Below are 22351 nucleotides of genomic sequence, written 5' to 3'. Positions count from 1 at the left end.
CGCCTCAAAGTGAGTGATGCAGAACTGGGCCGACTCCACGTCAGGCCAGAGCCGTTTCACGGCGATTGGAACTACATAGTCTCGCCGCGACGGTAGAATCGTTCAGGTTATTTCTTTGCGGGCCCTATGTGCGCGGCACGACTCGCCAGGGCATGGCCTTCGAATACATCCCGTTCCTGTACTACATCAAGGTCGATCCCACGGTGGGGCCGGGCGAATCGACCCCGGCCCGCTGGCGGTTCAACTACGCCGACCCTCCCTACGACAAGACCTGGCCGCTTCAGGTCGGCAAGACCAAGAAGATGGCCGAAGTCTGCATCATCCATGACGCGGATAACCCGGGGCAGAACCTGGTGATCGACGATCCAGAGGATCCACACGTCATCCTGAAGGGGGGCAACATGGTCTTCGCCGACGGGCATGCCAACTTCGTGCGGGCCAAGTACTGGCTCGAATGGTCAGATCGGGGGCGGCCACTGGCGCCGAGCAAGTGACACCCCCCGGTCGTGAGATCAGATCAACCGAGGAGTAGCTACCGGTGAAGCGGATGCGGAGGATGGGGATGGCCGAGGCGAGACACTGGCAGCGCGCCGCCGGGGTGGGCGCGCTCATCACCCTCGCCACCATCGTCCCCGCCGCCGCCGGTGTCCGGCAGTGGACCCTGTCCAACGGCCAGTGGCATCCGGCTACCGCCCTCGAAGGCGACTTCGGGCACGGCATGGCCCTCTATACCGCCGGCGGTCTGCCCAACGCCATGGCCCTCATCAACTCAGCCGGCGTACACGAATACATCGGCTTCACCCCCACCGGCTACTCCATTGCCACTTCCTTCGGCCGCGACATCGTGTCCGACGACCGACGAAACGGCTCCCGGCTGTTCCTCGTCGACGACCGCGGCGTGACCGAGTACCTCTGGAATACAACGACATGGAACCCGGTGTCGATCGTTGCCGCCGGTCCAGGCTTCACCGCCGGAGCGGTGGGTAACGACCAGGATCGCTTCTGGGCGGTGCAGGGCGGCACGGTACGCGAGTACACCCGCGCCCCCGGAGGAAGCACCTGGTCCGCCGGCCGGGCCTTCTCCGGCAACTACGTGGATGTGACCGTTCGCTCAGCCTGCCCGACGGCCGTCGTCTTCCTGCTTCGCGACACCGGCCTGGACGAAATCGAGGACAACCGCATCGTCCGCACCCACAACAACCTGTTCAGTGGGGCCACCGGCATCGCAACCTGGTCCGATCAGGACAACGTCTTTGTGAGCGCGACGGGAGGATTGCTGCACCTGCTCCGCACGACCACCACGGGATCGAGTAGCCTCCAGTTCGAACCGGCCAACGTCAGACTCATCGATGCCGCGGGACCCTACCTCGACGTCACCTGCGAGACCGAAAACACCGTCGGACCGATCAGCGTGTACGGCCTGACGCCCGCGGCGGTCTTCAACTACCCCGCGATCAGGGGCGACGGCGATCTCGATTTCGACGGTGACGTCGATGCGGAGGATCTTGGCGGATTCCTCGCCTGCCTGTCGGGCGAGGGCGTGCCGCGATCCACCGATTGCCTCGAGTCGGACATGGACCGCGATGGCGAAATCGACCTCGGTGATTTTGGCCTTCTGCAGGCGTGCATGTCCGGCCAGGACCTGCCTTCGCCCTGCACGCCAACAGTGCTCGGGTGGCGAGAATACGTCCTTCAGCATCTGGACAACCTGCTGGACTACGGCACGGATCGCTACGGCCCGGTCGAGACCCCGATGATCATGAGCATCATCGATGTGCAGGACCGCATTTCACCGCCCAATCCACTCCTGTTGGATGGCAACGTGCGCTGCGAGGGCCGGCCGCAACGCCGTAACCCGCGCGGCTCCAACCTCTGGTACGACCAGGCCACCATCCGGGCCCTGTATCGCTGCAGCCAACTCACCCCCAACTCCCGATATGCCAAAGCGGCCGACGACTACATCGCCTACACCCTGGCCCACGTAGTCAAACCCAACGGCATGCTCGTCTGGGGCTCGCACATTTTCTACGATGCCTACGCCGACCAGGCCGGCGGAGATGCGAACGGACCCCACGAAACCCTGATTCTCCACCCCATCTGGGATGACCTCTGGCGGATCGATCCGGTCGCGACTCGCCGCGAGATCGAGGGCATCTGGACCTGGCATATCGTGGACAAGACGACCGGCGAGTTCAACCGCCACGACGATGCGTCGCGGGGCTGCGATTTCGCGTTCGCCGGGGGCGAGTTCGCCCTCGCCTTCGCCTACCTCTACACCAAGACCGGCGACACGACCTGGTTAAATCGCTCCAAGCTCGTGGTCAATTGGCATTGGCGGCACCGCAACACGACCACCCTGCTCATTCCGGATGCCCCCATCGTCACCGGCCGCTATGACTCCGTCCATTGCTTCACCACCATTCCCGGGCCTTACGCGAGCCTCTTGCTCCGCTGCTACCAGTTGACTCAAGACCCGTTCTTCCGCGAGATGGCGGTCTCGCATCTCAAGGCCTATGACCGGTATGCCTACGATGCACCCATGAACGACTACTGGGCCATGCTGGCCCTGGACGGTACCCCCGTGCCGCAGCAACCCAAGGGGCCCGGCTACGACGCAGTCATGCCCTCCGGTCCGATCGATATGTGGCGCACGCTCATCTATTCCTACGAGTTCGCCGAAATCGCCGCCCAGTCCTGCGTGCTCGGGTACGAACTCTGCAGCGATCCGGAATTGCTGACCTCCGCTCGCCGGTGGGCGGCGGTCATCGAGGCGAATCTGCCGGCAAGGATCGGCCGGCGGTGGTACGACGAACTCACCGCGGCCCTGCCGCTGGTCGCAAAAACAGGTGGTACCTACGCGGAAAACTACGGGCGAGTGATCTCGTTCTACGTTCATCTCTACCTGGCTACCTACGACCCGCATTACCTCGATATCGCCAAACGACTGGGACGCGAGGCCGCACGCAAGCTGTTCGTGAACGGCATGTTCAAGGGCCACCCCGCCAAACCTTACTACGAGAGTACCGACGGGGTGGGGATGTTGCTTCAGGCCTTTCTGGAACTGGATGCAGTTCCTCAACGGCTGTTTGGGGCGTTTTGATTGGCCGGCAAGGCAAGTCAGATACGAAGGAGGACGGTCATGAAGTTCAGTCAATTCCGGTTGGCGGGCTCCGGTGGAGTAATCCTGCTGGCGGCTCTGTTTGTCGCTCCATCGCGGGCGGACATGAAGGAATGGTCCGGCAAGATCGCCGGCGGCTCCTGGGTAGCTGATCCCACCCTGGCTACGAATGGCTTTACCCACGGACTGGCCATCTACACAGCCGGCGGCCTGGCCGGCAATGGTCTCGCCGCCACAAATACCACCGGGATCCACGAGTATGTGATGGGCCTCGTCACCCCCGGTGTGTACGACCTCACCGGCATGAACGTCCTCGATGCCACCGCCACAGACGTTGATTCCGACGATACCCGCAACGGGGCACGCATCTTCGTCGCCAGTTCGACCGGCCTGGCCGAATACAGGCAGAGTGACTCGCCCTGGCTGCTCGAATCTACCATTTCCACGGAGTCAGGCTTCACCGCCCTGGTCATCACCAATGACCAGGATCGAGTCTGGGCGGTCCAGAACGGCACCCTCCGCGAGTTCAACCGAACCGCGGCAACGACCTGGGAGTCGGGAGCCACCATCACCGGCAGTTACGTCGATGTGACCGCCAAGTCGCTGGCCAAGGCTCCCGACGCCGGCCTGGTGTTTGCCTTGCGTGCGACCGGCTTTGACGAGTATTCGGCCGGCTCACTGCTCCGTTCGCATAACAACCTCTTTACCGGAGCCACCGCCATCGCGGTCTGGTCGGATTACGACAACGTCTTCGTGGCGACCGAGAGCGGCTTGCTGCACCTGGCACGCGATCCGGTTACTCAGAACTTCACCCCCGCGGGCGTGACCGTCATTGACAACGCGGCAGGGTACCGCGACGTGGACGTTCCCACCGAGGACGCGGTGGGAACGTTGGTGGCCTATGCCGTCACCTCGGCCGGCGAGATCAAGCGTTGGGCTCAGATCGGCGGCGTGATGACCTTTAAGAACAGTTCCAGCATCATCGGTGATTTTGCCCACGGTGCATCCGTCTGGATGTACGGCGTCTCGCCCATGCTGGTGGGGCTGATCGGTGCGGCCGGCGTTGAGGAGTGGCTGTACGGCAACGGCAGCTGGTCCCCGACCGGGGCCAAACTGGATCTCCTGAACGCGACGGATCTTACTTCGGATGACAGCAGAAACGGTTCACGCATCTTCGTTGCCGATGAATCGGGGATTGCCGAGTACCTCTGGGGCAGCGGAGTCTGGAGCTTCGCCTCCACCGTCGCGGTCGGCTCCGGCTTCACCAGCGCGGTCATCGCCTTTGACCAGGACCGGCTGTGGGCGATCCAGAACGGGAATGCTCGCGAGTTCATTCGGTCCGGCGTGGGCGAGCTGACCTGGAACGAGGGGGTCACCATCGCCGGCGGATACGTCGACGTCGCGGCAAGATCCCTCTATCCGACAGCCCTTGTCTTCCTGCTCCGCGACACCGGCATCGACGAAGTTGAGAACCAGCAGATCGTTCGCTCGCACGACAACCTGTTCTCCGGGGCAACCGGGATCGCCACCTGGGTCGATCAGGACAGCCTCTTCGTGAGCACCACCGGCGGCCTGCTGTACGTGCCCCGCACGATCGGCGGCCCGGATCATCTCAAGTTCGATCCCGCGAATGTCCGGGTCATCGACCCGCAACCCTATCGCGATGTCGCCACCAGTACCGAGGGCGCCAGCATCCCCGGCGCGCTGCTGTACTGCCGGGGCGTCACCGGCCTGCCCGTCACCGGATGCAGCGTCCCGTTCGCCGACGCGGATGCCGATAGCGACGTGGACCAGGCCGATTTCGGCCTCTGGCAGGCCTGCTACACCGGCGACGGCGGCATGGCTTTCTTCGACGCCGCAAAGTGCAAGTGCTTTGACCGCGATCATGACACAGATGTGGACGGGGTCGACCTCCAGGCATTCAAAAACTGCTGGAAGGGGCCGGCCATCACCGCGGATTCTGCTTGCGGAAAGTGAGCATCAGCGTAAACTTCACCATGGCATGGCGAGGGCCAGGCCTGGAAGCACAGCTTTTCTTGAAGGGAGGAAAGTAGCGATGCATATCCAGCGAACGATACTCATGGTGGCGTTGACCGGCCTGCTGTTGCCGGGCATCGCCTTGGCCGGGAACATGGTCGAATGGACCTACACCGGAGACGCATGGAACTCACCCAACTTCGCGCCCGGCAGTTTCACGCACGGCGTGGCTGCCTATCAGGCCAGTGGCATCAACGAGATTGTCGCCCTGTCCGACGCGAGCGGCGTGGCCGAGTACTATCGACTTGCCGGCCCCCCCGGCCAGTACGGCCTCGCCGGCCAGGTACTCAACAGCCCGACCGTGCGCGACGTGGACAGCGACGACCTGCGCAACGGTTCGCGAATGTTCATCACCGACGCCGGCGGGATCAACGAGATCCGCTGGGTCAGCCCCAGTTGGATCGTCGAATCCACCATCGCCACCGGTTCTGATTTCGTCGCCGGAACGATCGCCAACGACCAGGATCGGCTGTGGGCACTCAAGAGCGACGGCACGATCTACGAGTACAACCGCACCGGGGCGACCACCTGGGCCCAGATGGGCGACATCTTCCCCGGAAGCTACATCGACGTGGCCTGCCGGTCGCGCAACGTCACGATTACCTTCGGCCTCCGCGATTCCGGTTTCGACGAGTTCGCCGGCGGACAACTGGTCCGCTCGCACAACGACCTTTTCAGCGGCGCAACCGGCATCGCCGTCTGGTCGGACTACGACAACGTCTTCGTCAGCACCAAGACCGGGCTGCTCCATCTCGTCCGGGATTCCGGACTCAGCTTCACCCCCGCCGGCGTGCGAGTGATCGATGGCTCGATCGGGTATCTGGACGTCGACGCGCCTACGGAAATGAGCGGCACGGCGTTTGACCTCTGGGCGATCCAGGTTCCCGAACCTGCCACGGCCTTCGGTCTGCTCCTGGCCGTGTCCGTCCTGGTCCGCCGCCGTCGCTGACCCCGACCCGGCGGACGCGCCCGTGTCCGAGGCCTTCACCGGATCGACACGATCCAGGCAACGGAGTACCCCGGCATGAACGACATCCATGCCGGGGCCCACCGTGCCTTGCGACCGGACCAGCTCAAGGTCCCTTTGCCATCTCGGCGAGCCCCCGAGTATCATGGCCAACATGACGGCGCGGTCAGCCAGACGCGACGGCCGTCGCCCCAGCACGGAGCGGCTCAGCACATGACCACCAGGGCATACGTTCACGGTTACTCGGAGAGGGAAAAGGAGCGGCTCGGCGACCAGGCCAACGCTCTGGCCGACCTTCTCCACCACGATACGATTTACCCGGCGGGCAGCCGGGTGCTTGAGGCCGGCTGCGGCGTCGGGGCTCAGACAGTCATCCTCGCCGCTCATAGTCCTCGCGCCCACTTCACCTCGGTCGACATCTCCCCGCAGTCCATCGAGCAGGCCAGGGCCGCCGTGGCCGCAACCGGCGCGGCGAACGTCACTTTCCAGGTGGCCGACATCCGGAAGCTGCCCTTCAAGCCCAGGACATTTGACCATGTTTTCGTCTGCTTCACCCTGGAGCACCTGACCGATCCCCCCGGAGCCCTTCGCAGCCTGCGACAGATGCTCAAGCCCGGCGGGACAGTGACCACCATCGAGGGCGACCACGGCTCGGCCTACTTCCACCCCGACAGCCGATTCGCCCAGCAAGCCATCCAGTGCCTGGTAAACCTCCAGGCCAAGGCCGGTGGGGATTCGCTCATCGGCCGAAGGCTCTATCCGCTCCTGACCGCGACGGGATTCGCCGAGGTGGTCGTGTCCCCGCGCATGGTCTACGCGGACGCCAGTCGCCCCGAGCTGGTCGAGGGCTTTACCCGCAACACCTTCACCGCGATGGTCGAGGGCGTTCGCGAACGGGCCCTCGCGGCAGGCTTGATGAGCACACCCGACTGGGAGCAGGGGATCCGTGACTTGTATCGCACGGCCGAGTCCGACGGCACGTTCTGCTACACGTTCTTCAAGGCCCGGGGAATCCGCCGATGATCGGCGGCAGATGAGGTGCTCTATGTGGCGATCGCTCTTGGGTACTGTCGTTGGCTTCCTCCTGTCCACGGCAGGGGCGTGGGGCCAGCTGGCCGAGAAACTGGACCGCGGCGTCGTCGCCCTCCGGCAGGCGGACGGCACGATGTACATCGGTTGGCGGCTGCTGGCGTCCGATCCGAAAGACGCGGCCTTCCACGTGTTCAGGGCCGCAACCGAGAGAGGTGAACTCCGCCAGGTCACAGCCCAGCCGATCCGGGACCGCACCTGCTTCCTCGATCAGTCCGCGGCAACTTCTCCCGGTGCCGATGTGCCCGTGTATGCGGTTCGCCTGGCATCGCCCGGCGCGCCGGATCAGCCTTCGTCACCCGTTCCAGTGGCCAATCCGAAGCCGGGTCTTCCATACGTCTCGATCAAGCTGCAGAGTGACTATACCGCCCAGAAGGTCGCCGTCGCCGACCTGGACGGCGATGGCCGCTACGATTACATCATCAAGCAGCCCAATTTCAACGTCGATCCGTACGAGAAGCCGGGCTACTGGAAGAAGAGCCAGGACACCTACAAGCTGGAAGCCTACCGCGGCGACGGCAAGTTCCTCTGGCGTCATGACCTGGGCTGGTCCATCGAGGAGGGCATCTGGTACTCGCCCTATGTGGTCTACGATCTCGACGGCGACGGCATGGCCGAGGTCTACGCCAAGGCCGGCGAGGGCGACCCCCGCGACGCCGACGGTCGCGTCCAGAGCGGCCCGGAGTGGGCGGTCAAGCTCAACGGCCTCACCGGCAAGGTCGAACAGAAGCTGGACTGGCCGGACCGCGCCGGCTTCGAACGGTACAACTACTACTGCCGCAACCTGCTGGGCGTGGCCTATCTCGACGGCAAGCGGCCTCACCTCATCGTCCAACGCGGTACCTACACCCAGATCAAGGTCGAAGCCTATGACCCTCAGCTCAAGCTCGTCTGGCGATGGAACTCCAAGGACGAGAAGACCCGCTACCACGGCCAGGGCATGCACGGTATGCACGCCGCGGATGTCGACGGCGACGGGCGCGACGAGATCATCCTCGGCTCCGCAGTGCTGGACGACGACGGACACGGTCTGTGGACCCGCGGCGTGGGCCACCCCGACGCCTGCTACGTCGGCGACATCGATCCGCTTCGTCCAGGATTGGAAGTCTTCTGCGGCATCGAGCCGCCCCAGAAGCGCGACGCCGTCTGCCTGGTGGACGCCAGGACCGGTGACAAGCTCTGGGGCTGCGCGGAGGCCACCAAACATGTCCATTCCGCGGGTATGGTCGCCGACATCGTCGCCCGCTACCCCGGCCAGGAGTGCTACGCTGGTGAACGCGACGTCAAGACCTACTGGCTGTTCACGGCCGACGGAAAACGGATCGGCGACAAGGAGATCGGCGGCTTGGCCCCCCGGGCCGCCTGGTGGGACGCCGACCCACAAAAAGAGCTCGTTCTCGGCCAGCGGATCCGACAGTACGAAGGCCTAGCCTACGAAGCCGTCGAGGGCTCCGTGACCACAATCGCCGATTGCCTCGGCGATTGGCGCGAGGAGATCATCACCGCGCTTCCCGGCGAGATCCGCATCCATTTGACCATGATCCCCGCTACCACACGCCGCCTCTGTCTGATGCAGGATCGCCTGTATCGCCTTGACGTGGCCATGGCCTCCATGGGCTACTTCTATCCACCGCAGCTTTCCGGCCCCCTGCTGGCCCCGAAATGAACGGTCAGGCAACCTGCTCAGGAGCGCAGACGGGATGACAGACCAGCCCCCGCCCGAATCCGCGATCGAGTCCCGCACCGTCACCAAAGTCCTTCTCCGTCTGATCCCGTGCATCGTCGTTCTGTACGTCTTCAACTACCTCGACCGGGTCAACGTCTCCTTCGCCAAACTCACCATGAATGACGATCTCGGATTCAGCGAGACGGTCTACGGCATCGGTTCGGGCATCTTTTTCGTCAGCTACTTCTTGTTCGAGGTGCCCAGTAACCTCGTGATGCAGCGCGTGGGAGCGAGAATCTGGCTCGCCCGCATCATGATCTCCTGGGGGATCATCTCCTCGGCGATGCTCTTCGTGCGCGGCCCGACGAGCTTCTACGTGCTGCGCTTCCTGCTCGGCGCGGCCGAGGCCGGGTTCGCCCCCGGCATCCTGCTCTACCTGACCTACTGGCTGCCACTCCGCCACCAGGCCAAGGCCGTCGCCTGGTTCCTGACCGCCACAGCCCTCTCCGGCATGATCGGCTCACCACTGGCCGGCGCCCTTCTTCGCCTGGACGGCACCCAATGCCTGGGACACCCCCTGGCCGGCTGGCAGTGGCTCTTCCTGCTCGAAGGCATCCCCAGCGTGCTCGGCGGCTTCGCAATCTTCTTCCTGTTGACCGACCGACCGCAAGAGGCCCGCTGGCTGAGCCCGGAGGAGCAGCAGTGGCTCACCGGCCGCATCGACGCTGACCGTCTGCATCGCGAGAGCCGCGGCCACATCTCGCTGGCCGCCGGCCTGACCGACTGGCGGGTCTGGTTCATGAGCCTCATCTACGGAACAATGATGTTCGGCTTTCAGGGCATCAACTTCTGGCTGGCCACCATCGTCAAACAGGTCACCGGCCTGACCGACAACCTCCGCGTCGGACTGCTCTGCGCGATACCGTTCACCGCTGCAATGGTTACGATGGTGCTGCTCGGCCGGCACAGCGATCACACCGGGGAGCGGCGCAGGCATGCCGCGGCGTGTTGCGCCCTGGGAGCGATGGGCCTGCTGCTCTGCGCCTGGACCGATTCGCCAGTATGGGCCATTGCCTTCCTGTCACTGGCAGCAGCAGGAATATGGAGTTCGCTCGGCCCGTTCTGGGCCCTGCCCCCCATGTTCCTGTGCGGCACCGCGGCGGCCGCCGGCCTGGCCCTGATCAACTCGATCGGCAATCTCGGTGGCGGCTTCCTCGGCCCCTACATCATGGGCGTGCTCAAGGACCACACCGCAACCTACAAACCCGGCCTCCTGGTCGCGTCAGTGTCGCTCGCCCTGGCCGCCGGGTTGACCCTCACCCTCCGCCGGTTCCTCGGCAGCTTGTCAGACCGCCCGTGATACCAGCGCCCGGTCGGATCCCGGGACCGGCAAAATCGGCCGCCACCACGCCGGCTCGACCCCCCAAGTCGCGCCCCCCCTTCGCCGAGAACAATCGCCCGCCACGCCGTCCACTACAGGCACGCCGGATCCGGGTGCGCCCCAGGTCCACTGAAACATCGCTGAAATAGACCGAAGTCGGACATGTCCACGTCGCCGTCGTCATCCAGATCCGCCACCTTGCAGTCCTCCGAAACGGGACCTAGATCCGGACCGGTAAAGCAGGGGGCGAGTACGCCTGACAAGTCCTCACCGTCCACGTCACCGTCGAGGTCGAAGTCGGGGGCCATCGCAGTGTAAAAAGAGATGCTGGCCCCTCCGCCGGCCAAACCGTCGCCCGACGGCAGAGCGGGCGGCACACCGACCTCGCCGTCCAGGGCTAGGCTCCCCGCTTGGGAACGGACCGAGTCGGCCACCGTCACCGTCCACGTGTGTCCGGCCTCGAGCGGTTGGGCAAGGGACAGCGCGACCGTGTAGCTGCTGGCATCATAACTCGGAGTCAAGGACAGGAGAATGTCCGCCTCGTCACGGATGGCAAACGCCTCCGCCGAGTAGCTGATCGGCTCGCTGAACTGCAGCTGGACACTGCCGACCGTCGGGGCGAGGGGCACGATCGATCCCGGGGCCGGAGTCACGCCAATCAGCTTGGGCGGCCCGTACTGGTAGGCGGTGTTGGTGCCGGCACCGCGGAGAATCCACACATCTTTGTCGAACTCCACCTTGGTAACCGGCCCATCAAGAGGTAGCAAGTACCATTGACTGGTCCCCCATTGGGTGACGCTGTAGGTCCGCGCGCTCAAGCTGGTCGTGACCGTAATGTCGATGGGCATCTTGAACAGCGGATAGTTGGTCTGGTATTGCTGCACGAGGAGGCGGAGCCAACGCTGGGCGCCGATCTGGACCTGCTGCCAGCCGTAGCGGTAGTACGGCGCGCCACCCTTGTAGATCCACTCGTCGAAAAACCAGCCAAGCTCCTTGCCGCTGACCTTCTCGAACACGGCCCGGAAATCCTCCGTGGTGGCCGAACCGCCTTCGTAGGCGGCCCGGTAGGCCGCAAGGCCGTCGAAGAACGCCGCGTCGCCCACCACGTGGCGGAGCATGTGCACTACCCACGCCCCCTTGTTGTAGCTCAGGTTCGTGTTGAAGATGTTGCCAACCGAACTGATGTCGTAGCAGTAAACCGTTCCGCCCCAGGAGGAACTCGACGGCCGGCGCTCGTTCATCCGGTTCTTGTAGGCGGCGAAACTCCCGCCACTCTTGCGTTCAAACCACAACGCCTCACTGAAGGTCGCCAGCCCTTCGTTGAGCCAGATGTCGTACCATGTCTTGCAGGTGACCGCGTCTCCCCACCACTGGTGGGAGAGCTCGTGGGCATTGAGCCACTCGGCAAATGCACCCTGGCTGGTGATGGTCTGATGCTCCATGCCCCCACCCCAGGGAAACTGGCAGATGCCGTACTTCTCGTTCACGAACGGGTACTGCCCGTAGGCGCTGCTGAAAACCGCGACCATCTGGTAGACGCTGGCAGTCTGGCTCTGGACCGACGCGGCCGACTCGGGGTAGGCATACAGTATGATCGGCATCGAACCACCCTCGTAACTGTATGTCTGCGTCCAGGTTGTGTAGTTGGTCGCGGTCATCGATACCAGGTAAACGTTGATCGGATATCCCTCATGCCAGCGGTAGCGCTTGCGGCTGCCGTCCAGCGTGTCCGTGCCCTGTAGCAGCCCGTTGCTCGCCACTGTCAGATTCGAAGGCACGGTAACCCACATGTCCAGAGTGAACTTGTCATCAATGTTGACGTGGGCTTCTTTGCAGGGCCACCAGGTGCTGGCGTAGTAGGGCTCGCTCAACGTCCAAACCACCGGCGTGCTCGGACTCCCGTGACTGTCAAAACCAAATGCCCCAAAACCATCAGTGTCCGGCGTGCCGTGATAGGTCACCGCAACCTGGAACTGCTCCCCCGAAGCGTACGGCCGGTCCAGGGCGATCAGGATCTGGTCGGCCGGCCGTGTGAAGGACGCCACCGTTCCGTTCAGGCTGACCACGTCCACGGTCATGCCGCTCCGCAGATCAAGCGTGAACTCGCTCAGACCGTCCGATTGGCTGGTAACCGTGAGCGTGGCCGTCCCAATCAGCTGGTACTGCGTTGGCTTCAGTTCCAGGTCCAGAAACACGTGGGTGATGTCGGTGTCAGTCTGGACTTCCGCCAGCCCGGCCAGAGCCAACTTCTGCTGCCGCTCGAACCGGGCAATGGCCGCCTGGGCATGCCCACAGATGCCATCCTTCTGAAAGCCCTCGACTGCACATGGATCCAGCCCCAAACCGTCGTCAGCCAGGACCGGCAGGCCGGCACCCGACACGACACTCACGAGCACGACGCCCAGAAGCCATCTGTGGGGGTGCCTGTTCCAGTGATGCATGGTCGCTTATCCCTCCTCAAGTGGGCAGACATACGCCACACGACCCGCCGGCCAGCCCACGGACTCCATTCTACCACGGAAAGCACCATGGTTCCATCGCTCAGCACCAATACCTGTCACCGACCTCTTGCCCCATAATCCCGAGAAGGGGATGATACCGCATGGCCCGGCCCCAACTCCCGCCGCAAGGGCCGTCTTGGGGCGGGCTGGCGCTAAGCTCGGAGGAGGCAGCCATGTTCGATCGGGTCCTGGTCCTGTCGGTATCCGCTGGAGCGGGGCATCTGCGGGCCGCCCAGGCCGTCGAGCGGGCTTTCCTCCTGATGAACGCCGCCCGCGAGGTCCGGCACATCGATACCCTCGATTTCACCAACAAGGTCTTCCGCGACCTGTACACCAAGGCCTATATCGATCTGGTCAATCGCTCGCCCGAACTGCTCGGCTGGCTCTACGACTATCTCGACAAACCCTGGCGGAACGAACGACGCCGGCTGGCCCTCAACAAGCTCAATACCCGCCCGTTCGTCAAAATGCTCCGCCAGACACAGCCCGAGATCGTGGTCTGCACCCACTTCCTGCCATCCGAAATCATCTCCTGGCTGAAGGCCAAGCAGCGGCTGACCAGTCGGCAAGCCATCGTGGTCACCGATCTCGACGTTCACGCCATGTGGCTGTGCCATCACTATGAGCAGTACTTCGTGCCCCGCGACGAGACCCGCGAGCACATGGTCAAGCTCGGCGTGCCCGCCAAAAAGATCACCGTGAGCGGCATCCCCATCGATCCGGTCTTCGCCGAACCCAAAGACAAGGTCGCCATGCGCCGCAAACATGGCCTCGCTCCCGATCAGACCACCATCCTCACCTCCGCGGGCGGCTTCGGCGTCGGCCCGATCGAGCACCTGCTGACCTCGCTCATGGAGCTCCGCCATCCGGCTCAAGTAGTCGCCATCTGCGGCCGGAGTGAGCAGCTCCGCAAACGGGTCGAGAAGATCGTCGCCACCGTCCCGCCCGCCGGGAAGGTCAAGGTCCAAGTCGTCGGTTACACCCAGGATATGGACGAGTACATGGCCGCCGCCGATCTCGTCGTGGGCAAACCCGGCGGCCTGACTACCTCCGAGGCCCTCGCCAAGGGACTCGTCTACGTGATCGTCAACCCTATCCCTGGCCAGGAAGAACGCAACTCCGACCACCTGCTCGAGGACGGCGTTGCCATCCGCTGCAACAACCTCCCCGTGTTGGCCTACAAGATCGATCAGCTCCTCGACGACACCAGCCGCCTGGCCGCCATGCAGGCCAACGCCCGCCGCATCGGCCGCCCCAACGCCGCCTGCGACATCGTGACTCGGCTCCTGGCCCTTAAGTAGACCAGACCACCGCCTCCCCCATGCCTCAACACCCTCCATCCGACTGCCCACCTGTTCCGCTCTCCGTCCTCGAAACCGCGCCCGTGCCGCAGCCCTCGATCCAGATGGTGCAGAAAGCGGCCGTCAGCAACAAGATCGCTCGGGTCATCGCAGTGTTCCTCCGAACCTGGACGAGCCGTCGCCCATGGCGTACTCCGCGTCCGCACGCGGCCGGCGCCATGAATGCCAAACCACTCCTCCGGCCCTCCTCCGCGTCGATCGCTTCGGTGCCACTCTACCTCGGGTGGTAGCAATGAACAACCGGAGGCACATTCAATCTTCCGCCCCAATCCCATACAATCCCCGCCATGGCCAAGCAGAAGCCCGCGATTGACTGGCTTGTCTATGTCGCCGTTCGATGCGCCTCGACCATGTTCCAGATATTCCCCATCGACTTGAACCTCCGGACAGCCCGGTTCCTGGGTTGGATCTGGTATCACATCATGCCCCGGCATCGTAAGCGGGCTCACGAACACCTCCGCCTCGCCTATGGCAACACCCTGACCGACCGCCAGGTCAACGACTACGCCCTCAGGTCCATGCAGCAGATCACCATGATGGTCGTCGAACTGATGTTCACCCCGCGACTCATCAACGAATGGACCTGGCCGCGATACATACGTCTCAAGGGAATCGAGCAGGCCCTCGACGTCCTGGTCAGCCGCCGCGGGGCCGTCCTGGTGACCGGACACTACGGCAGTTGGGAACTCGTGGGCTTCATGCTGGCCACCCTCGGTTTCCCCCTGACCGCCGTCATGCGCCCGCTCGACAACCCCTATCTCAACGACTACCTCATGACCGCAAGAGCCAGGCGGGGACTGCGGCTGCTGTACAAGAAGGGGGCCACCCAGAGCGCCGCCGACATCCTCGAAAGCGGGGGGGTGCTGGGCTTCATCGCCGATCAGAACGCCGGTCGCAAAGGGCTGTTCGTCGATTTCTTCGGCGTGAAAGCCTCAACCTACAAGTCCATCGGTCTGCTGGCCATGAAACACAACGTGCCCATCGTCGTCGGCTGCGCCCGACGAGTCAGCAATCGGTTCCGCTATGAGGTCGAGTGCACACGCGTCATTCGCCCCCAGGAGTGGACCGGCCGCGATGATCCGCTTCTCTGGATTACCCAGCAGTACTCCTGGGCCATCGAACGATTCGTTCGCCAGGCGCCCGAACAGTATCTCTGGATGCACCGTCGATGGAAGAGCCGGCCCAAGGACGAGGAGGCGGCCGCGGAAGTCCCCGTCTGATCCCCTCGCACCCGTGACCGACACACCCCAACCCGAACTCGGGATTCACCCCAGGTTGACGCCCCATGAACCGCTCCCTACAATCCAACCTGCTTGGTCCGGATCGCCTCGGAACGCGTCGGAATGCGCCTCGAGAGCACTTGGACCCGGCATGTAACCAAGGAGAGTGACGCCATGGCCGGCCCCAACACCAGGGAATTCACCGAAGCCAATTTCGAGGACGAGGTGCTCAACGCCGCCGAGCCGGTGCTCGTGGACTTCTGGGCCGAGTGGTGCATGCCCTGTCGTGCCCTCGGACCAACGATCGATGAACTGGCCACCGAATACGCCGGCAGAGCACGGGTCGGCAAGGTCGACACCGAGGCTAACCCATCCCTCGCCGCCAAATTCGGCATCATGAACATCCCCACCGTCATCCTCTTTAAGAACGGGCAAATCCGCGAGAAGTTCGTCGGCCTGCGCGGCAAGAAGGACTTCGCGGCCTCCCTCAATGCCGCCCTGACCAGCTGAAACCGACCGCACGCCCCGGCCGTCATCCGAAGGAAACCCCCACTGACCGGCCAAGCACTAATTGCCCCGGACCGGTCGCCGATCACAACCCGCCTTCTCTTCCCGGGATTTCCGGTATTGACGGGTTGAGTTCTTGGTATTACGATTCTTCCCATCGTAATACGGAAGGTTCCCTTCGGTCGGGGACGTGGTTCGGGGCTGGGAGGAAAGGATCATGGGGCGATGCAAGTGGGCTTCAATCGTGCCCGGAGTGATGGTTCTGTGGGCTGGACTGCCTGTGCTCGGCGAGCCCGGCTGGACAGACATGCCCTATACCTCACATCGCGACTATCAGGCTGTCCACGCCGATGGGGTGGGCACGTTTCCGACCACCAGCGCGGTGAAAATGCGCGGGGTCCTCATTAACTGGCCCCAAACCATGCTCAACGAACGACCGGCCGCACCAGGCTTCCTCGGTGGACAGTGGCAGGCCTGTCTCCAGGCGGCGGACACCGATGACTTCGGCGGAACCGCCATGTTCATGGGCCAGTATGTGGGCAAGATCACCGGCAATCACCCCGCCGGCAGCTACACAGACCCCCAGTGGCTGGCGGAGGTGGACCGCCTCAACCATGATCCGGGAACCGGCCGGCTCTTCCGCCCGGGCGATCTCGTCGAGCTTCGAGCCCGGGCCCCCGGCCTGTTCTACCGCGGCAAGACCAACATCAACGAGCAGCATCAGAACGACCCGGCCGCCAATTTCGATCTGGTCCTGCTCGAAGCCGGAGCGGGTCCGCCAGCGCCGCAAACCATTGCCCTGACGGATGTTAAAGATGATAGCGACCGGTTCATCTTCGACCCGGAGCGCCAGCTCGGCCCGGAAAGGTTCCAGGGCACCCTGGTCAACATCCCGGACGTCCGCATCGTCAGCGGTACCTGGGCTCCAGGCCAGCAGCTGACGATAACCGATGGTATGGGGCATACGTTGCCTCTACTCCTGGGACTCGGCAGCGGCTTCACGCTGTTCGGGCCACCGACCGGCCTGTTCGACGCGGTCGGCATCCTCGATCAGGAGGATACCGTCGATGCCGATGGCTTCAAGGCCGGTTACCGTCTGTGGGCTATGGACTACGATGGCAGCCGATTGGTCCTCTATCGCTTCGTGAAGCCGGATCTCGATCGCGACGGCGATGTGGACGACGCCGACCTCGAACGCTTTCGGGCGTGTGTCTCCGGGCCAGCCATTCCGCAGACCAACACCGATTGCCGGGTCGCCGATTTCGACCGGGACAGCGATGTCGATCAGTCCGACTTCGGGCTGCTTCAGAAGTGCACCAGCGGGATCGACAAGCTGGCCGGTCCACGGTGCGATCAGTGAGGAGTTAACCCTGAGAAGGAACCACAATGGTCCATTCGCCGGTGAGTCTCGTTCCGCTCCTCCATGGCTGCGGCAGCGGTGGAGCGCGCGCGGATTCACCCTGATTGAAGTCCTTGTGGTTGTGGCAATCGTGGCCCTGCTCCTGGCCATCTTCCTGCCGTCGCTCACCCGGGCCCGGCTACGATCTAATGTCGTCGTGGTCCATTCCGACCTCCGACACATCACTGTTGCTCTGGACGCCTACGCGATGGAGCACAAGGACCAATTGCCGCCTACCCGGCAGTCGTGCGGCACCAGGGCCCTCTATCAGTTGCCCATGGAACTGGCCGCCAAGAAGTACTTGCCAAACGGCCCGGGAAGCCTCAAGCGGGCATTCTTCGAGGACCTGTTCAACCGCGGCCAGACCTACCGATACCGCGCTCCGGGAGCAGTGTGGCAGAACGGCACGCTGATGGACTTCCCCGATAGTACCTGGCGGCCACGGGCCAGAATCTGGGTGCCCGACGATGCTCCTCGCTGCGCGAGCACAACCGGCCAGTACTACGCCAATCACACCTCCGAGGGCAGAAGCCCGGTAACCTATGCGGTCTGGAGCATGGGGCCGGAACCCGACTCGACCAGGTTCCCACACTGGGAGGACGGTACCTTGGATGAGGCGGAAATGCCGCTCCCGAGGCGATTCTGGTTGACCAACGAGGGCAGCGCTTCGGGTCTCATCACTCATTTTCGGATGCGGCACGGTTTGACTTACACCAGCCCCTGAGCCTGTGATCGGAGGATCATCGTGGACTTCTACCTCAATCAGAACCCGGCAGACCCGGATTGGCTCGCTCGTACCGCCGTCTTTCACGGCCATCTCGGGCCATGGCTGGTCACCGGGGCCCTCGTCGGCCAGGACGCGATCCAGCGGTTGAACACGCCCGGCCATTGGAAGATCGATGTGACCTGCTGGATGCCATCGGACAAACACCGCACCCCGTTCACCTGTATCCTGGACGGGCTGCAGGCATCCTCCGGCGCGACCCTCGGTAAACAGAACATCCACCTTGCATGCCCCCCTGACCTGGTCGCCGGCGGGTGGCCGGTCGTTCACGTGGTTCGAGTCAAGGACGGAGATCGGCCAGCCGAAGGAGTGGCCTATCGCGCGACGGACGACCTGCACCGCCTGCTCCAAGCAGTCCGATCGGAGAAACTGGAGGAGTACTCCAGAGCGCTTGCCCGTGAAGACGTGGCCCGGCTGTTCGACATCCGTCCGATGAACCAGGCGGAACTGGCCGGATCACCCCGCTCGTGAGGGCATTGACATCGGAACGAGGGCCGACATGACGAGGTGTCCGGTCAAGCAAGAAATTGCGCTGATGGGCGTGACCCTGGGCACGGTCTTGGCGGTCGCCATGACCGCCTGCACTCGATCCTCCAATGCCGGCAAGCGCCCGGAAGCCTCGGCGACACCTCAAGTGGCGGCCAGCAACTCGTACATCGAATCCGCGGTACTCGATCTGCTCGGGACCACAACACCGGTGCTCCGGCTGGCGGAGCCAGGTATGTGCCCCGGCCATTTCGATATCCGTCCCTCCCAAGTCAACAAACTGCGTAACTGCCGATTGCTGCTGCGGTTTGACTTCCAGGACTCACTGGACTCAAAGCTCGCCGGCCTGACCGATCGCGGTCTGACCATCAGGGCTATCCGCGTCACCGGCGGTCTGTGTGAACCGTCGAGCTACCAGATCGTCTGCCGACAGGTCGCCGAGGCACTCGTCACCGCCGGTCTGATCGAGAAGACAGATGCCGACTCCCGCCTGGAGCAGTGCGTCACTCGCCTCAATGGAATGACCGCCTGGTGCCGTCAACAGATCGCCGAGGCGGGCCTGGCCGGCAAGTCGGTGGTCTGCAGCGTTCATCAGGAGGCCTTCTGCCGCTGGCTGGGCCTCGAGATCCCTGCCACGTTCACCGGAGCCGACAGCGCCTCCATCGGTGAAATCCAGGAGACTATCCGGCAGGGCAAGGGCGCCAAGGTCGAACTGGTGATCGCCAACCTGCCAGAAGGACGACGCTTGGCCGACGCCCTCGGCCAGCGACTTGGGGTCGGCGTGATCGTGTTCGGCAACTTCCCTGTCCCGACCGACGGCCAGCTCTCCTTCGACGACCTGCTGACCGCCAACGTGACTCAACTCGTGAGGGCAGCCCGACATTGAACAAGACAGCCATCCATATCCACAACCTCTCTGTCCGGGCGGGACGCAGATCCATTCTCTCGGTAGGCGACCTCTCCATCGAGCAGAACGAGTTCGTCGGCATCCTCGGAGCCAACGGGTCAGGCAAGAGCACGCTGTTGAGGACCTGCAACGGCATGCAGCATCACGCCACCGGCCAGGTCACCGTCTTGGGGCTGCAGCTGGCCAGCATGGGCTTCCGTCGTCTGGCCGCCCTCCGACGTGCCATCGGATATGTCCCCCAGCTCCTGCCCGCCCGCGGCGAGATCCCCCTCACCCTGCGCGAGGTGATTGCCATCGGCCGGACCGGCATGGCCGGCCTCCTTCACCCACTGGGCCGTGAGGATTGGCAACTCGTCGATCAGTGGATCGATCGCCTCGGCCTGTCGTCGCTCGCCGGTCAGGGCTACGGAACGGTCTCCGGCGGCGAGCAGCGCAAGACCCTGATCGCCAAGGCAATGGTCCAGGAACCACGCATCCTGCTCCTCGATGAGCCGACCGCCAACCTCGATCCGGGCTGGCGGGAGCGCATCGTCAACATCGTCCAGTCACTGCACGCGGCCGGCTCCCTCACCGTCGTGCTGGTCTGCCATGAACTCGAAGTCCTGCCGCCATGCTGTCGCCGTGTGGTCATGCTCGACCAGGGCATGGTCGTCGCCGATGGCTCGCCCGAACACGTGCTCACCGTCTCGCGGATCGAATCCGTATACGGACCGGGTCTGTCGGTATGGCACCAGGGCGGCCGCCACCTCGTCGTGCCCGCGGAGGTCTCCCGTGCTTGATCTGGCTTTCTTCGCTCCGGTCATGACCGGCGGCTTGCTGGCCGGCGGGTCCAGCGGGCTGCTCAGCGTCTACATCGTCGGGATGCGGATTCCGTTCCTCGGCGTGTGCGTATCGCACGCGGCTCTGGCCGGGGCAGTCTTCGGAGCTCTGGCCGGCTTCGAAGGTCAGATGCTGCTCTGGCCTACACTGGTCGGGGCAATGGCAACCGCCATCCTGCTCGGCTTGGCCAACCCGCACCGCATCAATATGGATGCCAACGTGGTCCTCGGCCTGCTCTTCTCCGTGACCATGGGGCTCGCGTTCCTCGGCATCGGTATGCTGGCCGTCATCGGCAAGAGCGACAACGACGTCCGCAGCCTGCTCTGGGGTAGCCTCAACTACTGCCGCTGGGCGGATGTGGTGCTGATGCTCTCCGCCTCGGCCGCTATGGTCGCATTCGTGTTCCTATTCCATAAGGAGATGCGGGCTATCCTCTTCTCACGCCAGGACGCGGCCGCCGCCGGTATCCACGCCACCGCCGTCTGGACCTGCTTCCTGGTTCTGACCGCCGTGCTCATGACCGTCAACTTCCAGACGGTGGGCGGCCTGATGATCTACAGCCTGATCACCAACCCCGCAGCGGCCGCGTTCCAGCTGGTCAAGGGCAGCGGCCGGGCCATGGCCCTCGCCTCCCTCCTCGGCGCCGTCAGCGGCTTGGGCGGGTTCCTCCTCTCGGCCGTCACCGATCTGCCCAGTGGGGCGGTGATCGTGCTCATGTCTTCCCTCCTGGTGGCCGTCGCCGTGGTGTGGGCACGGTGGAGAGGCGGCTGACGGCGCCCACGTTCGCGCCCATCCAGGCAGCGGCGCCCCTTCGGATCGCCTCAACCTGGGCGCAAGAAACGAGCCCGAAGGACTATTCCTTCCGGGCTCGCGTCACGCCCAGGCAACCCTGCTTTCAGGCTCCTCCGCTCGGTCAATCGCCGTATAGAATCGGCTTCTCCTTCCAGTTCTTGTCCTTGTCGAAGCCCCACTGCTTCACCCGCGGTCGCCGCTCGCGGAGTTGCACCGACTCGATACCGATACCGTAGCCCGCCGATTTGCGGTTCCTCCCGACACACTCGAGCCGCAAAGTGTAATCACCCGGGTCCGGCCAGAAGTCCAGCAGGTGATACTCCCAGTTGTCGATCTTCTCATTGTAGAAGTCCATCGTCCCGCCGATGTTCACCCCGTTGAGTGTCGCCCGGTACTGCCCATAGTCGTCCGCCCGGGTCATGCTCAGCACCAGGTGCAGCGGCTCCTTCTCCTTCACCGTGAACGGAAACTCGACGTACGCGCCCTCGGCCGACTCCGGCCGGTAGAACACGTGACCCTTCGGGTAGGTGCCGATGGGCTGGGTCCGGATCTCACCCCGGCCGTGGTTCTTCTGAAAGTCCGTCTCGGTCGCATACACCTTGATCCGCTCCAGGCTGGGCAGCTTTCGCTCCTTGCCACCGGGCGCCCGGGCCGTGAACGTCGGCCTGCCGGTCTGATACCAGAAGGCCACGCTCGAGTAGTCGTCCTGCCGCTCATTCCAGCTGTCGGTCTTGTTCTCGGGATTCTCGTCCGGCGAGATCCAGCCAAAATGCTCAATCGTCACCTTGATCTTCTTCTGGAAAACAAACGGGTCATTGACGTGCCAGCGATACGCCGAGGTGTGCCCGCCAATGACTCCCCATTGATCGAAGTAGGGGGTGCCAAAAAACGGCGTACTCGTGGTCTGCAGGCCCCACGCCGACAGGAAGTAGTCCTCGGTACCCGTGCCCCAGATCGACGGCTTGGCGTCGTCGTCGATGTAGATCTTCTCGTCACCCTCCCCAAACCACATCGGGCTGCGGGTGCGAACGGCCATCACCGTACCAACGTAATGACCCTTGCCCTCCGTCTCCAGAATCACGTAATCCTTGCCCTGCTCCACCGGATACTCCTGCTTGTACTGGGCGTAAAAGTAGGGGGTGTCCTCAGACAGCCTGTCCAGCTTGACCCAGTCAATGTTGTAGTACAGCAGAGCGATGTTCTTGTCCTCGCTCAGGTTGGTGATCTCAACCCGGCAGGACTTCCGGAAGGGCATCCGCCAGAAGCAGTTGTACGAGTCGGCATCCTCGACAATCACCGGGATACTGACCACCGACC

General features: G+C 63.8%; 18 protein-coding genes. 16 read left to right on the top strand and 2 right to left on the bottom strand.

Features of this window, described 5'->3' with window-relative positions; translation table 11 throughout:
• Nucleotides 1-152 precede the first annotated feature (152 nt).
• From KA354_22585 to KA354_22555, 7 genes are all read left to right on the top strand, one after another.
• Complete coding sequence (locus KA354_22585; protein ID MBP7937440.1) at nucleotides 153-494, top strand: hypothetical protein; 342 nt, start codon at nucleotides 153-155, stop codon at nucleotides 492-494.
• A 68-nt stretch (nucleotides 495-562) separates the two neighbouring features.
• Complete coding sequence (locus KA354_22580) at nucleotides 563-3100, top strand: hypothetical protein (GenBank protein ID MBP7937439.1); 2538 nt, start codon at nucleotides 563-565, stop codon at nucleotides 3098-3100.
• A gap of 39 nt (nucleotides 3101-3139) precedes the next feature.
• Nucleotides 3140-5095, top strand: coding sequence for a hypothetical protein (locus KA354_22575; protein ID MBP7937438.1), 1956 nt, complete (start codon nucleotides 3140-3142; stop codon nucleotides 5093-5095).
• Between the two features lie 79 nt (nucleotides 5096-5174).
• Nucleotides 5175-6104, top strand: a complete 930-nt coding sequence (locus KA354_22570; protein ID MBP7937437.1) for a PEP-CTERM sorting domain-containing protein — start codon at nucleotides 5175-5177, stop codon at nucleotides 6102-6104.
• Between the two features lie 231 nt (nucleotides 6105-6335).
• Complete coding sequence (locus KA354_22565) at nucleotides 6336-7145, top strand: methyltransferase domain-containing protein (protein ID MBP7937436.1); 810 nt, start codon at nucleotides 6336-6338, stop codon at nucleotides 7143-7145.
• 22 nt (nucleotides 7146-7167) lie between these two features.
• Nucleotides 7168-8877, top strand: a complete 1710-nt coding sequence (locus KA354_22560) for a silent information regulator protein Sir2 (protein MBP7937435.1) — start codon at nucleotides 7168-7170, stop codon at nucleotides 8875-8877.
• Between the two features lie 34 nt (nucleotides 8878-8911).
• Nucleotides 8912-10237, top strand: a complete 1326-nt coding sequence (locus tag KA354_22555; protein MBP7937434.1) for an MFS transporter — start codon at nucleotides 8912-8914, stop codon at nucleotides 10235-10237.
• Between the two features lie 113 nt (nucleotides 10238-10350).
• On the opposite strand, the gene KA354_22550 is transcribed toward KA354_22555, so the two are convergent.
• Nucleotides 10351-12699: an Ig-like domain-containing protein gene (locus KA354_22550; protein MBP7937433.1), complete on the bottom strand. Its 2349-nt coding sequence runs from the start codon at nucleotides 12697-12699 to the stop codon at nucleotides 10351-10353.
• A 233-nt stretch (nucleotides 12700-12932) separates the two neighbouring features.
• Between KA354_22550 and KA354_22545 the strand changes: the two genes are divergently transcribed.
• The 9 genes from KA354_22545 (at nucleotide 12933) to KA354_22505 (ending at nucleotide 21013) form a co-directional block, all read left to right on the top strand.
• Nucleotides 12933-14060 (top strand): glycosyltransferase, encoded by a 1128-nt coding sequence (locus KA354_22545; GenBank protein MBP7937432.1) that lies wholly within the window; start codon nucleotides 12933-12935, stop codon nucleotides 14058-14060.
• A gap of 347 nt (nucleotides 14061-14407) precedes the next feature.
• Nucleotides 14408-15340, top strand: coding sequence for a lysophospholipid acyltransferase family protein (locus tag KA354_22540; GenBank protein ID MBP7937431.1), 933 nt, complete (start codon nucleotides 14408-14410; stop codon nucleotides 15338-15340).
• Nucleotides 15341-15514: 174 nt separating this feature from the next.
• Complete coding sequence (trxA, locus tag KA354_22535) at nucleotides 15515-15850, top strand: thioredoxin (protein ID MBP7937430.1); 336 nt, start codon at nucleotides 15515-15517, stop codon at nucleotides 15848-15850.
• A 214-nt stretch (nucleotides 15851-16064) separates the two neighbouring features.
• The gene (locus KA354_22530; GenBank protein MBP7937429.1) at nucleotides 16065-17207 is read left to right on the top strand and encodes a hypothetical protein; all 1143 of its coding nucleotides are present in this window, start codon (nucleotides 16065-16067) and stop codon (nucleotides 17205-17207) included.
• A gap of 115 nt (nucleotides 17208-17322) precedes the next feature.
• Nucleotides 17323-17970, top strand: coding sequence for a type II secretion system protein (locus KA354_22525; protein ID MBP7937428.1), 648 nt, complete (start codon nucleotides 17323-17325; stop codon nucleotides 17968-17970).
• A gap of 21 nt (nucleotides 17971-17991) precedes the next feature.
• Nucleotides 17992-18501 (top strand): formylmethanofuran dehydrogenase subunit E family protein, encoded by a 510-nt coding sequence (locus KA354_22520; GenBank protein MBP7937427.1) that lies wholly within the window; start codon nucleotides 17992-17994, stop codon nucleotides 18499-18501.
• Nucleotides 18502-18529: 28 nt separating this feature from the next.
• Entirely contained in the window at nucleotides 18530-19402 is an 873-nt protein-coding gene (locus KA354_22515; GenBank protein ID MBP7937426.1) for a zinc ABC transporter substrate-binding protein, read from the top strand.
• Nucleotides 19399-20202, top strand: a complete 804-nt coding sequence (locus KA354_22510) for an ABC transporter ATP-binding protein (GenBank protein MBP7937425.1) — start codon at nucleotides 19399-19401, stop codon at nucleotides 20200-20202. The genes KA354_22515 and KA354_22510 overlap by 4 nt, the downstream gene beginning before the upstream one ends.
• Nucleotides 20195-21013 carry a metal ABC transporter permease gene (locus KA354_22505; GenBank protein MBP7937424.1) on the top strand — a complete coding sequence of 273 codons (819 nt, stop codon included), beginning with the start codon at nucleotides 20195-20197 and terminating at the stop codon, nucleotides 21011-21013. The genes KA354_22510 and KA354_22505 overlap by 8 nt, the downstream gene beginning before the upstream one ends.
• 142 nt (nucleotides 21014-21155) lie before the next feature.
• Here KA354_22505 and KA354_22500 read toward each other — a convergent pair.
• A partial coding sequence (locus KA354_22500) for a DUF2961 domain-containing protein (protein MBP7937423.1) occupies nucleotides 21156-22351 on the bottom strand: 1196 nt, incomplete at its 5' end.

The sequence above is a fragment of the Phycisphaerae bacterium genome, assembly GCA_018003015.1.
Classification (GTDB): Bacteria; Planctomycetota; Phycisphaerae; order UBA1845; family PWPN01; genus JAGNEZ01.
The sequence above is the reverse complement of the archived record's forward strand: the minus strand, read 5'-3'. Positions and strand labels throughout refer to the sequence as shown.

What these genes read in the sequence shown, in the direction of transcription:
- KA354_22570 (MBP7937437.1), top strand. Translation starts at nt 5,175, where the DNA reads ATGCATATCCAGCGAACGATACTCATGGTGGCGTTGACCGGCCTGCTG.
- KA354_22580 (MBP7937439.1), top strand. Translation starts at nt 563, where the DNA reads ATGGCCGAGGCGAGACACTGGCAGCGCGCCGCCGGGGTGGGCGCGCTC.
- KA354_22550 (MBP7937433.1), bottom strand. Translation starts at nt 12,699, where the DNA reads ATGCATCACTGGAACAGGCACCCCCACAGATGGCTTCTGGGCGTCGTG.
- KA354_22515 (MBP7937426.1), top strand. Translation starts at nt 18,530, where the DNA reads ATGACGAGGTGTCCGGTCAAGCAAGAAATTGCGCTGATGGGCGTGACC.
- KA354_22540 (MBP7937431.1), top strand. Translation starts at nt 14,408, where the DNA reads ATGGCCAAGCAGAAGCCCGCGATTGACTGGCTTGTCTATGTCGCCGTT.
- KA354_22585 (MBP7937440.1), top strand. Translation starts at nt 153, where the DNA reads ATGGCCTTCGAATACATCCCGTTCCTGTACTACATCAAGGTCGATCCC.
- KA354_22560 (MBP7937435.1), top strand. Translation starts at nt 7,168, where the DNA reads ATGTGGCGATCGCTCTTGGGTACTGTCGTTGGCTTCCTCCTGTCCACG.
- KA354_22545 (MBP7937432.1), top strand. Translation starts at nt 12,933, where the DNA reads ATGTTCGATCGGGTCCTGGTCCTGTCGGTATCCGCTGGAGCGGGGCAT.
- KA354_22575 (MBP7937438.1), top strand. Translation starts at nt 3,140, where the DNA reads ATGAAGTTCAGTCAATTCCGGTTGGCGGGCTCCGGTGGAGTAATCCTG.
- KA354_22565 (MBP7937436.1), top strand. Translation starts at nt 6,336, where the DNA reads ATGACCACCAGGGCATACGTTCACGGTTACTCGGAGAGGGAAAAGGAG.
- trxA (MBP7937430.1), top strand. Translation starts at nt 15,515, where the DNA reads ATGGCCGGCCCCAACACCAGGGAATTCACCGAAGCCAATTTCGAGGAC.
- KA354_22530 (MBP7937429.1), top strand. Translation starts at nt 16,065, where the DNA reads ATGGGGCGATGCAAGTGGGCTTCAATCGTGCCCGGAGTGATGGTTCTG.
- KA354_22555 (MBP7937434.1), top strand. Translation starts at nt 8,912, where the DNA reads ATGACAGACCAGCCCCCGCCCGAATCCGCGATCGAGTCCCGCACCGTC.